Consider the following 12260-nt stretch of genomic DNA (forward strand, 5'->3'; position numbering starts at 1 on the left):
GAGCCGGAGTAAAAAATGAAAAAGCGAAGCCGTTTCCTTCTGATTCTTATTGTTTTGGGGATTTGCTTTGCGTTTTTATGGCCTTCTATAAGCTGGTACATGTATACCCCGAAAGAAGTTCAAACGCTGGCGCTGGGTTCCCTTGAAAAGATAAAAGACTATGCAACCGCACGGGCATATGAAGATGTGAACTCTCTAAAAGCTTCGGCAAACGCCGATCCGTCCGCCGTCGTGGGAGCCGAATATGCATGGCTTGAAAAAATTGCAAAGAAAAATTACAAGCAGATGAGAGAAGACGTTCCTTCTCCTATGACTGTGGTCGATATGCTGCGTTCTTTTTACAACGAGCGGGAATTATCCGCTGTCATACAGGAACGCTACCGCGACGATATTTTAGCTGCGAAGAAACGCTACCAAAATTCCGTAAAACTCGGATTGGATCTTTCAGGCGGAATGAACATTATCGTTAAAGCGGATCTTGACGCAGCCATTGCTTCTCAAGGCGATTCGGTTACGACCGACAACATTGTTCAGTTTAAAGCCGACGCGATGGCTCAGGCAGTTGAAACTCTTACGAACAGGATAGACAGGTTCGGGCTTTCCTCGCCGGTTATCCGTAAGCAGGGTGAAGACCGTATATACATAGAAATACCCGGCGCCGCCGAAGCGGATGCAATCAACACGATCATAATGGGTAAGGGAATTCTTAATTTCCGCCTCGTAGACATGGAAGCGACTAGGGCGTTTGAAGCGTATTACGCCGCCAATTCCGCTACCGCTTTTACGGCATCGGGAGCCTTGTCGGATCCTTCGATTATTCCTTCGGATTGTGAAGTTTTAGGACTTTACACAAAGGACGATTACGGCCTTGATGAAAGGATAGGATTTCTTGCGGTAAAAAAAGAAATTGCGCTTGACGGTCAGCATATTTCTTCCGCACAGGTGAGCGCAAACAATATTACGAATAAGCCGGAAGTAGACTTTGTGCTGGATTCCGAAGGCGCCGCGATCTTTGCGGAATTTACTTCCGCTCATGTGGGCGATTATCTGGCCATTGTCAGCGACAATCAGATAAAATCCAACGCGCGCATAGAAAGCGCAATTACCGGCGGCCGCGTAGCGATTTCAGGCTTCGGGCTTGAAGAAGCTCACAACCTTCAAAAGGTCTTGCAAACCGCATGGCTTAACGTTCCTCTTTTGGTTGAAAGTCAGCAGGTCATAGGAGCGTCGCTGGGAGATCAGGCTATACGGCAGGGAATGCTCGCGCTGCTTGTGGGGCTTCTTTCCGTAATGGTATTCATGCTTATCTATTATAAGGGCGCGGGATTCAATGCGATCGTAGCACAGATATTGAATTTATATATTTTGTTCAGCGTTCTGTCGGCCTTTAATTTGACGCTCACTCTTTCAAGCATTGCCGGTATGATTCTTACGATCGGCATGGCCGTAGATGCAAACGTAATCATTTTCGAGCGCATCAAAGAAGAACTTCGCGACGGAAAGAGCCGCGCTGCGGCCATATCCGCGGGATTTGACAATGCATTCTGGGCTATCATGGACTCAAACATTACAACGTTCATAGCGGCGATCTTCCTTTCACAGCTGGGCACAGGTTCCATACAGGGCTTTGCCGTCAGTTTGGCAATAGGCGTTGTTTCATCGGTGTTTACGGCGCTTTTTGTTTCACGCTTGATATTTGATGTGAATACCGACGTTGCAGGTTACAAAAAGGTGAGCATCAGCTGGAGGATAAAGTAATGAAAAAGGTCATAAAATTCAGCAAGGCGTTTCTTCCCGCCTCGATCTTGAGCGCGCTTTTGATTTTAAGCGGTGCGGTAAGTGTTTTTACGCGCGGTATAAATTTCGGTATTGACTTTCAGCCAGGCCTTATTGAAGAGATTCGCATAGCTCCTCCGGCTTTGGAATTGACTTATAGCGGTTCGGCAAAGGTTACCGTGGATATGGCGGAAAACGGAATGGATGTCATAATAAGCGGTTCCGGCGCGGATAACCGCACGGAAACCTTTAGCTATGATAAAAATCCTACTGTCGGAGCGCTTGCTTCCAATCTTAATAAGATCGACGGATTGAGCGCAAGGATTGTTATTGCAGAAAATACAGCTTCATCCGGATTGTTTGTCAATTCTGCGCTTTCAAATGTAATTACGGAAAACGTGTTTAGGTTGTACGCTTCGGGTACGGAAACTACTACGATAGAAGATGTACGTTCCGCCGTGGATTCATTTAAAGGCGTCGCCGTAAAGGCGCTGGGTACCGAAAGTGCGCGAAGTTTTCAGATCCGTATGAGAGATAACGGCGGCGGAGATTCGGGAAAGACGCTCCAAGATGGCATTAAGAGAGCTCTTGAGAACAGATTCGGTGCGGATAAGGTAGTTGTGATTAAGACGGACTTTATCGCTTCGCAATTTTCACAATCCTTAGTCTGGCAGTCGATAGTTCTGGTTTTGGCTACGCTGCTTCTTATATGGCTTTACGCCACGATTCGTTTTCATTGGGACTTCGCTCTTGGGTCGGTAATCGCCCTTATTCACGACGCGCTGATCATGATCACCTTTATTTCGTGGACGCAAATTGAATTCAGCACGACAACTCTGGCCGCAGTGCTCACGATTATAGGGTATTCGATTAACGCTACCGTTGTTATTCTCGACCGCGTAAGATTGAACATGAAATTGCTTGACGTTAAAAAATTTGATGAAATACTTAACGCTTCTTTATCCGATACTTTGGGACGCTCGCTCATAACTACGATAACAACATTGTTTGCGGTTTTTGCGTTATTTATATTTACTACCGGTGGAATAAAGGATTTTTCCCTAGCCCTGATGGTAGGCTTGGTAAGCGGATGTTATTCGTCTATATGCATAAGCAGTGCGTTCATATCGTTTGTGCGCCGTAATTGGAGCCCTGAAGCGGGTATGCATCATTCCTTTAGAAAGGCTGTGAGCGCAAGACCTGCGGTTGCAGCCGACGACGGGGTGAGAGTGTAAATCGTTTCTTAAAATAAGCGATGTTTCGGCCTTGTCCGAAACTTTAATATTTGCCGGATTTATAACAATAGTGGGCTGTTTCAAAAACTTCAGTTTTTGAAACAGCCCATAGTTTTAAGCGGAAGTTTTTGTTCCTTAAAATGCGGCATTCTCGGAAATTTCAATTTCTGAAAATGCCGCTTTCATTTTATTCCATCGACACGACTACTTTCATGTAATTTTGCGGATTACGCTCTATGTCTTTAATTACGTCCGCAGCCTCATCGATAGGAACGGTTTTTGTCAGCAGTTTAAGCATGTCAACTTTTTTAGAACATATTAAGTCGACGGCTTCTTCAAATTCTCCAGCGCTTGTTCTTGCGCCCCTTATATCCAGTTCTTTTTTTGTGATCATATCCGTGGGTAAAGAAGTTTCCGTTTTAGGCCAGCCCGTTAAAGTGATACGTCCGGCGTAAGAAACATAATCTAGCGTATTCCTTATGGCTGCGTTTGCACCGCTGCATTCCATCACTTGCTGAGCCATAACGCCGTTTGTTATCTTGTGTATGAGTTTTACCGGATCTTCTTTGCTTATGTTTATCGTGTGTTCAATGCCAAGCGAACGGGCGAAATCCAACCTTTCCTGAACAAGATCCAACAGTATGGCATGAGCTCCGTAATTTTGTGCGACCATTCCCGCCGCCATTCCTATGGGGCCGGCGCCGATAATCACGCAATATTCGCCCGCTTTGAGCTTGCCGCGGTGTATTCCGTGCGTTGAAATTGTAAGCGGTTCCGCAAGCGCCGCCTGTACCCAGCTCATTTCGTCGGGCATTTTTATGAGCATATTTGCCGGATGACAAAAATATTCAGACATTCCCCCGTCCACATGAACGCCTAATACTTTAAGGCTTTCACAGCAGTTTGTTCTCTTTATGCCGCAAGGATAGCAGTGCCCGCAATATAAATACGGATCGACTATAACCTTGTCTCCGACTTTTATATTTTTAGGATTTGATTTCGGGACCGAAACCACTTCGCCTGCAATTTCATGGCCGATTATACGGGGATAAGTTACCAGTCCGTTTGTTCCGCGGAAAGCTCCTATGTCCGAACCGCAAATGCCTGCGGCCTTAACCTTTATGAGCGCTTCGTTCTCTTTTGGAACGGGCATTTTTACTTCTTCAACTATGACATCCTTCGGTTTTATGATTTTTACAGCCTTCATTGTTTAACTCCTATAAAACTTTTTTAGCACCTGTGCTCAAAGAGCGATGCGATTTCGAGCAATGCGCAGAAATCGCGAGTGCCTCTTATAAAAGAAAAACGCTTCAGCGTTTTTCATCTCCAGGCTTTTACGACGGCGATATTTAAGACGCCGTTTTTATTCTGCCTTATTTTTCATCAAAAGTGAATACGATCTTCCGTATGGAAGGATCTTTTGTGTCGTTAAAATCAAACCCCTTTTGCGCATCTTTTATGTTGAACGTATGGGAGCAGCTTCCGTTTAAATCGAGCTTGCCTTCTTTTATGAGGTCTATCGCTTTTTGAAACATCTTATTTTGCAGACGGGAACCGCGAATATCGAGTTCTTTTGAAGTTATAAGAAATTGATTTATTTCAATGGGAGAAGTTGAAAAACCCATCGTAATTACACGTCCCGCGTTGCCGGTAGTTTGTAAAAGACTCATGAGCGAAGCGGGTATGCAGGCGGCATCGATAGAAACGGTTACGCCCCTTCCGTTTGTGTATTCTTTTATTTTTTCAACCAGATTTTCTTTTTTTCCGTTGATCGTATGCTTGGCTCCCATCGCTTTCGCTTCTGAAAGCTTTTCATTGATTACGTCGGTTATGATTATGTTGTCGCAAAAAAGTCGGGCTACTTTGAGTATTGAAGTTCCCAGTGCGCCGGCTCCGAATATGAGCAGAGTGTCGTCTTTTTCCAGCCGGGCGCGGGAACAGCCCTGTATTCCGATTGTCGTCGGTTCGATCATCACCGCGTCAGTGTCTTTTAGAGAGCCGGGAAGTATATAGCAGTCGGACTCCGGAACGGCAATGAATTCTCTGTAACCGCCGTCGATGTGTACGCCTCTGACTTTTAAATTATCGCAGACATTGCCTCGTCCGTGCAGGCACGGGTAGCAGTGTCCGCAGCTGGTAACCTGATTTACGATTACCCTGTCGCCCGTCTTCAGCCTTGTTACGCCTTTTCCCGTTTCGCTGACTATCCCGACCATTTCGTGTCCTATGATGCGCGGATAAGTCGCCGCAGCGTTTGTGCCGTGGTAAATACCTGCGTCGGATCCGCATAGTCCCGCCGCGGTCATTTTTACAAGAACATTGTTTTTATCATCGATATTCGGTTTTTCAATATCGATAATTCGTAAATCGTTAGGTTTGAAAATTTGAACAGCAATCATAATGCCTCCTTGTGATTGACTGAAATCTTAGATTTAACTTCGGCCGCTAAAATATTCTTTAAAAGCCTTATGTAAAATTTTCCGTACCTGTGCATTACATGGATAATTATACAGTTTTTGTGACCGGTTTTTAAATTTTATTAAGATAAAAACATTGACACAAAAACAAAGTATGATAATATATTAATATGTTAGTTCGATTTTGTCTAACAAAATATTATTTTTTTTCATAATTTTGCTAGGAGGAATATATGAAAAAATCAGCATCGCTAATTGCCCTTGCCTGCGTGTTGGCAATGGCGACGATCGGATGCAGCAAAAAAGCAGCCGATTCGGTTACAATCAAAGTCGGGGAAAACTGGGGATCGTCTCACCCGATGGGAAGGGCTATACAGGAAGTCTTTAAAGCTGAAGTGGAATCGAAAACGAACGGAGCCGTAAAGGTTGACGTTTATTCCGACGGAACGCTTGGAAACGAAGGCGATCTTTGGAACGGAGTGCGTAACGGCACTATTGAAATGGCCGTTGTAGGAACACCGTTCAATCAGGAATGGCCTGTAAGTATGATTTCCGATTGGCCGTTTTTGTATAAAGATTTGGAACATGCAAAAAAGGTTTGGACCGGAGAAATTGCGGACGATTTGAATAAACAGTTTCATGAAAAATTTCCCTCGGTTTACATGCTCGCATGGGGGCCGAACAGCGCAAGAACGTTTACAAGCAATAAAAAACTTACTTCCGTAGCCGACTTCGTAGGACAGAAATTCAGAATGCCGTCCAATCCCATCCATGTAGGTATCGCCGAAAATTTGGGAGCGAGCGCTCAGGTTATCCCTTTGGGAGACCTTTTTTCAGCTCTTGAATCAGGTGTTGTAGACGGACAGGACAACGGTATGGTTACCGTAATAAGCCAGAGTTTCGATCAAGTACAAAAATACATATATGAAACCAATCATATCATCGCCACTCTTGAAATCATTATCAGCGCAGATTGTTTTGATAAACTTACCAAAGAACAGCAAAAAATCGTTTCCGACGCCGCAAAAGACACGACTCTAAAGGCTTGGACGGAGTATATAAAGAGCGTTGATTCGGATCGTGAAAGTCTTAAAGCAAAGGGACTTACAATCACTCCGTGTACCCCTGAAGATCAGGCTTTGATCCAAAATAAGATAAAGCCGTTAACGGATAAGCTTTTAAATGAACAGAGCTGGGCGAAGGCTCTTACTGAAAAAATTAAGGCTTATTGATATCGGACACTGCTGTCTGAAACTCTTTACGGTTTCTGTTTTGCTGAAATTACATATATTCTATGAAGCGTAATATCGGCTGAGGAATATCTTAAAGCAGTTTTGGGCGGCGGTATAATATAAAGACGAGGATATTAGCAATTGAATAAAATTATAAATGGGCTTTTTAAAGGTATTGAAGCCGTAATTGCAATTTTTCTTGCGGTTATGATCACTTTGGTTTTTGCGAATGTAGTATTGCGGTATTTGTTCAGCAAAGGTTTTGCATGGTCGGAAGAAATTGCGCGTTTAAGTTTTATATATCTTGTGTATTTAGGTTCTATTGAAGCGGCAAAAGATAACAGACACCTTTTTATCGATTCCGTACTTTTAAAGCTACCCGATAATATACAGAAAATTGTGTATTTGTTGATTCAAGCGGTGATCATATATCTTATGTATCTTGTCACGTTCGGCAGTTTCGGACTCATGCTTCAAAATCTACACGACAAATGGGTAGCGACTCAATTTCCGATCTGGGGCGTTTATTTTGCAGGTTTGATTCTGGGTGTTTCCATAATTATAATTTCATTAATCAATATCATACGGCTCGTTGTTTTTAAGGCGTCGGTGACGGAATTGATTTCCGTAAAAAAAGAAGACGATCCTTTAGCCAGCGCAGAATAGGAGAATATGTATGATTACGATTTATACTATAGTTTTTCTTGCTTCTCTTATTATAAGCATTATGATAGGTATGCCTATCACGTATTCTCTTCTGTTGAGCGGGGCTGCCACAGCGCTTGCGATCGGAGGTTCCGCGACGAACGCGCAGACTGTTGCGGCTCAAGTTATGCGGGGAACGGACTCCGTTTCCATGATGGCGCTTCCGTTTTTTATTCTTGTAGGAGAATTAATGAATCGCGGAGGTCTTACAAAACGCATCATAAACTTTTGTAATATCTTTGTAGGAAGATTCCGCGGCGGTTTGGGCTATGTAACTATTTTTGCCTGTCTTATGTTTGCGAGCCTCGTCGGTTCGGCCGTAGCAAGCACTGCAGCTTTAGGCGCAATACTTATTCCAATGATGGTAAAGTCGGGATACTGTAAAGAAACCTCTGCCGGTCTTCTTGCGAGTGCGAACCTTGTCGCTCCCATTATGCCCCCTTCAGTACCTATGATTATTTACGGCGTTACGGCGGGAGTTTCCGTAAAGGGGCTTTTTATGGGCGGAATCGCGCCGGCGGTATATCTGACTGTAATAATGTGTGTCGTGTGGTTCTTCGTAGTACGTTCTGAAGGCATCAGTTCTCACGCTCCGAAACTGAGCGCAAAAGAGATATTTTCCAGCTTTTTTGAAGGTTTGCCGGCTTTAATTCTTCCTCTCATCATATTGTTCGGCTTGCGAGGAGGCGTTTTTACCGCTACCGAAGCAGGAGTGGTAGCCGTCGTTTATACTCTTATCACGGGGATTTTTATCTATAGGGAATTAAAGCTGAAAGACATATTCGAGTCTTTTATAGCTGCCGCAAAAATGTCCGCCGTAGTTATGTTCTTGGCGGCGAGCGCGCAGTATGCGGCGTATATTCTTACAATCTCACGCATTCCGCAGCTGATAACTCAATCGTTGACGCCTCTTATACATCATCCCGCCCTGCTTAATCTCGTATTGCAGATAATAATCATCTTAATGGGTACCTGTGTGGACGTTACGCCTACGATACTTATCATGACGCCCATAATGCTTCCTCTGCTTAAAGCGGCGCATATCGATCTAATATATTTCGGCGTAGTATTTACGTTGGCAAACGTTTTGGGATTGACTTCGCCGCCGGTTGGGCCGGTATTGAACGTAGCTTGCGCTACGGGCGACGTTAAAATGGATAAACTGCTGCCGAAGGTTATTCCCTATTATATCTTTCAATGTTTGCTCGTTGCGGCGTTGATTTTTATTCCCGAATTGATAACCGTACCGTTAAAGTGGTTTAACAGCTGATAAACTGTTTTATCATTTCGCCGGATTGCAGGGAATTGGCGCTTGTATCTGTGTGGCGCTTGCTTGACAGCAGCCTCTCCGGCGGATAATGTTAGGTTATGAAGATCATTCGCTCCGATGTCCTCGGATTTTGCATGGGAGTTTGTCGTGCCGTGGATTGTGTTCAAAAGGCCGTAGATGAAAACGAAAAATCCGGCCGGACTGCCAAACTGTTTACGATGGGGCCGCTCATACACAATCCCGGCGTCTTAAAAAAAATGGGAGAACAGGGAGTAGGGATCTTAAAAGACGAAGCGCTTGATAATCTTGAAGCTGGCAGCGTCGTCGTCATCCGCGCTCACGGAGTCCCTCCCGCCATCTATGAAAAACTTAAGCAAAAAAAGGCTGTCATAAAAGATTCCACCTGTCCGCGCGTAAAAGTGAGTCAAAGGCGGGCGGAAGAATATTCGAAAAAAGGATACAAGGTAATTTTAGCGGGAGACGGTGGACACGGCGAAGTTTTAGGTATCGCGGGCTTTGCAGGAAAGAATTTTTTGCTTGTCAAAAATAAAGAAGAAGCCGAAAACCTGTTTTCAAAAGATATTAAAGAAGGGCGTCCTATGCCTGAAAAAGCCATCTTATTGGCGCAGACTACATTCAGCCCTGCGGAATTCACGGCGATTGCAGAAATTTTGAAAAATAAAATCCCGTGGATAGAAGTGTTTAACACGATCTGTTCGGCGACACAGGAACGCCAAGACGCGCTTACAAAACTGTGCTCCAAGGTGGACGGTGTTTTAGTAGTCGGCGGAAAAAATTCCGCAAATACGCAAAGACTGTTTTTAAAGGCAAAAAAACTGTGCGCTCACGTGGCCCTCGTAGAGAACCCAGAAGAAATCCCCGAAGACTTTTATTCGCTTGAGACTGTAGGTATTACGGCGGGCGCCAGCACTCCTGATGAAATGATCGACGCCGTGGAAGATCGCCTTTGTGAAGGAACGTCTTAAAAGACACATCTCGAAAAACTCACCTTTAGAGTTTTTTCGGGATTCGTGTTGCCGCTAAGGCAAATAAATCTCAAATTGACGGCAATAAAAAATACACATAAAAATACCGGAGTTGAATACCTAAAGATTATTGAGTATAGTAGACTCATATGGAACTTAGAAAAGTCGGAATAATAGGTTCCGGCGCGTGGGGCACCGCGATGGCCCAGGCTCTTGCCCGTGCGGGGCATCACGTTCAGCTTTATACCCGCAGTGCGGAGCTTGTTGAAGCGATCAAAGATAAACATGAAAATCTGCAATATCTTCCGGGTTATGTGCTTTCAAAAAACGTTACGGCGTCTACCGATATAGCTGAAGTGGCTGACGACAAAGATTTTCTGTTTTTGGCAAGTCCCTCGCTGTATTTGCTTGACAATGTAAACCGTATTTTAAATGTCCCGTCGGTATCTCGCGCCAAGACGAACATAGGAATTTTAACAAAGGGTTTTTTTTCAACCGAAGCCGGGCCTAAGATGATAATGGAAACTCTTGAATCGATTCTTCCGGAACCTTTCCGTCATAATCTGGTATATGTCGCAGGCCCAAGTCACGCGGAAGAGGTAGCTGTGGGGAAACTTACCGGTCTCATAGCCGCATCGGAAAATCCTAAAAATTCCATTATGTTCCGCGACCTGCTTCGAGTACCGGGTCTTATGGTATATTCGAGTTTCGACGTGATCGGCGTGCAGATTTGCGCCGCGGTAAAAAACGTGATAGCCGTAGTTTACGGTTCTTTAGATGCGATCGCCGAAGATTCTGCGGTATTCGGCGACAACGCGGAATCTCTTTTGCTTGCCGCCGGCCTCAATGAAATTCAAACGATAGGATTTGCAATGGGAGCCACCCATGCAGAAACGTTTACTTCCATTTCAGGCGTGGGAGATCTTTACGTGAGCTGCAAAAGCAAATACGGAAGGAATCGTCGCTTCGGGCACGACATAATAAAAAATGCAATTCTCACGAGGTTCAAAAACCTTGACGATCTTATAACAAACATATCGTCGATAGGCTATCTTCCTGAGGGCGTCGTCGCCTGTAAATATGTAGCACAGATCGCGGAAAAACATAACCTGCGTCTTACGATATGCAACGGTTTGTATAGAATACTGAACAGAGAAATAGAGCCTGAAGACTTTTTAACGAATCTTTTGATGCGAGGATAATATGCTTGAAAAACTGACAAATACTTTTAGCGACATTGTGCGCACTATAAGCGGCAAATCGTCGATTACCGAAAAAAATATTGAAGAAACGGTAGAAAAAATCAAGATGGCTCTGCTTGAAGCGGACGTAAACCTGCGCGTAGTGCGCCGCTTTGTAAACAGTACGATCGAAGAAGCTAAAGGTGAAAAAGTTCTTCGAGCCGTGGATCCCGGGCAGCAGTTCGTAAAGATCATTTATGATAAAATTTGCACGCTCTTGGGTTCTACAAAGACGGATCTTTCACTTAAGGGCCCCGACACGCAATCAGTCATACTTCTTCTCGGGCTTCAGGGCTCGGGTAAGACTACCGCCGCGCACAAATTGGCCGCAAGATTCAAAAAAGAAGGCCGCCGTCCGCTTTTGGCCGCTTGCGACTTGGTACGCCCTGCAGCCGTAGAGCAGCTCAGCATTTTAGGTGAAAAGATCGGCGTTCCGGTTTATAAAGAAGAGTCTAAAGACGCCGTCGGCGTTGCAAAAAATGCAGTCGCCTTTGCTAAAAAGAACGGACACGACATAATTATAATAGATACCGCCGGCCGCCTGCAGATCGACGAAGTTATGATGAAGGAATTGGCCGCCGTAAAAAAAGCCGTCAATCCTGAAGAAACCGTACTTGTAGCCGACGCGATGACAGGGCAAAACGCCGTCGACATTGCAAAAACATTTGACGAGCAGCTCGGTATAACCGGAATAGCCCTTACGAAATTCGATTCCGATGCGCGCGGAGGAGCCGCGCTCTCTTTAAGATCCATTACCGGTAAGCCCATTTTATTTATAGGTACGGGAGAAAAAACCGAAGACTTTGAAGTGTTTCATCCGGAGCGGATCGCAAGCCGTATTTTGGGCATGGGCGATATTGTCTCTTTGGTAGAAAAAGCGCAGGAAACGGTAGACGCGGCCGCCGCTGAAAAGATGCAGCAAAAGATGGCCAGAAACGAATTTACGCTTGACGATATGCTTGAACAATTCCGCAACGTTAAGAAAATGGGTTCGATTCAGTCGTTAATTGAAATGATGCCGGGGCTTGCCGCTCAGATGGGCGGCCGCGACATAGACACTAGCGGTATGAAAAGGCAGGAAGCTATAATTCTTTCCATGACAAAAAAAGAAAGGGCGAATCACCTTATAATAGGGCCAAGCCGCCGTAAACGCATTGCAAAAGGATCGGGAACGTCGGTAGCGGAAGTCAATAAGCTCATAAAACAGTTTGAAAAATCCAAGCTGATGATGAAAAAGCTGGGAAGAAACCGCGGAATGCAGGCTAAGATGATGCAGCAGCTTGCCGGTTCCGGCGGAATGCCGGGCGCCGGTTTCCCTGGTTCGTTTTAATTTTTTTCAATTAAAATTCAACAGTTGAACAAAATATCAATTTTGGAGACTGTTGAATTCGTGCGCTT

At 44.8% G+C, this 12260-nt stretch carries 10 protein-coding genes; 8 read left to right on the top strand and 2 right to left on the bottom strand.

Going from position 1 to position 12260, the window contains the following annotated elements; genetic code table 11:
• The first annotated feature begins 15 nt into the window (after positions 1-15).
• Positions 16-1758 (top strand): protein translocase subunit SecD, encoded by a 1743-nt coding sequence (gene secD / locus HRQ91_RS02960; RefSeq protein WP_210120188.1) that lies wholly within the window; start codon positions 16-18, stop codon positions 1756-1758.
• Entirely contained in the window at positions 1758-3011 is a 1254-nt protein-coding gene (gene secF, locus HRQ91_RS02965) for a protein translocase subunit SecF (protein ID WP_210120189.1), read from the top strand. Before secD ends, secF begins: the two co-directional genes overlap by 1 nt.
• 187 nt (positions 3012-3198) lie before the next feature.
• Here the strand turns inward: secF and HRQ91_RS02970 are convergent, their stop codons facing one another.
• Positions 3199-4218, bottom strand: a complete 1020-nt coding sequence (locus HRQ91_RS02970) for a zinc-binding alcohol dehydrogenase family protein (RefSeq protein ID WP_210120190.1) — start codon at positions 4216-4218, stop codon at positions 3199-3201.
• Positions 4219-4384: 166 nt separating this feature from the next.
• Positions 4385-5410, bottom strand: coding sequence for a zinc-binding alcohol dehydrogenase family protein (locus HRQ91_RS02975; protein WP_210120191.1), 1026 nt, complete (start codon positions 5408-5410; stop codon positions 4385-4387).
• A gap of 251 nt (positions 5411-5661) precedes the next feature.
• Here HRQ91_RS02975 and HRQ91_RS02980 point away from each other — a divergent pair, with 251 nt between their 5' ends.
• From HRQ91_RS02980 to ffh, 6 genes are all read left to right on the top strand, one after another.
• The gene (locus HRQ91_RS02980) at positions 5662-6660 is read left to right on the top strand and encodes a TRAP transporter substrate-binding protein (RefSeq protein WP_210120192.1); all 999 of its coding nucleotides are present in this window, start codon (positions 5662-5664) and stop codon (positions 6658-6660) included.
• Positions 6661-6801: 141 nt separating this feature from the next.
• The gene (locus tag HRQ91_RS02985; protein ID WP_210120193.1) at positions 6802-7326 is read left to right on the top strand and encodes a TRAP transporter small permease; all 525 of its coding nucleotides are present in this window, start codon (positions 6802-6804) and stop codon (positions 7324-7326) included.
• A 10-nt stretch (positions 7327-7336) separates the two neighbouring features.
• Positions 7337-8635: a TRAP transporter large permease gene (locus tag HRQ91_RS02990; RefSeq protein WP_210120194.1), complete on the top strand. Its 1299-nt coding sequence runs from the start codon at positions 7337-7339 to the stop codon at positions 8633-8635.
• Between the two features lie 98 nt (positions 8636-8733).
• Positions 8734-9621, top strand: coding sequence for a 4-hydroxy-3-methylbut-2-enyl diphosphate reductase (gene ispH, locus HRQ91_RS02995; RefSeq protein ID WP_210120195.1), 888 nt, complete (start codon positions 8734-8736; stop codon positions 9619-9621).
• A gap of 149 nt (positions 9622-9770) precedes the next feature.
• Positions 9771-10823: an NAD(P)H-dependent glycerol-3-phosphate dehydrogenase gene (locus HRQ91_RS03000; protein ID WP_210120196.1), complete on the top strand. Its 1053-nt coding sequence runs from the start codon at positions 9771-9773 to the stop codon at positions 10821-10823.
• 1 nt (position 10824) lies between these two features.
• Positions 10825-12192 carry a signal recognition particle protein gene (ffh, locus tag HRQ91_RS03005; RefSeq protein WP_210120197.1) on the top strand — a complete coding sequence of 456 codons (1368 nt, stop codon included), beginning with the start codon at positions 10825-10827 and terminating at the stop codon, positions 12190-12192.
• The last annotated feature ends 68 nt before the right edge of the window (positions 12193-12260 follow it).

It is taken from the genome of Treponema parvum, assembly GCF_017893965.1.
Lineage (GTDB): Bacteria > Spirochaetota > Spirochaetia > Treponematales > Treponemataceae > Treponema_D > Treponema_D parvum.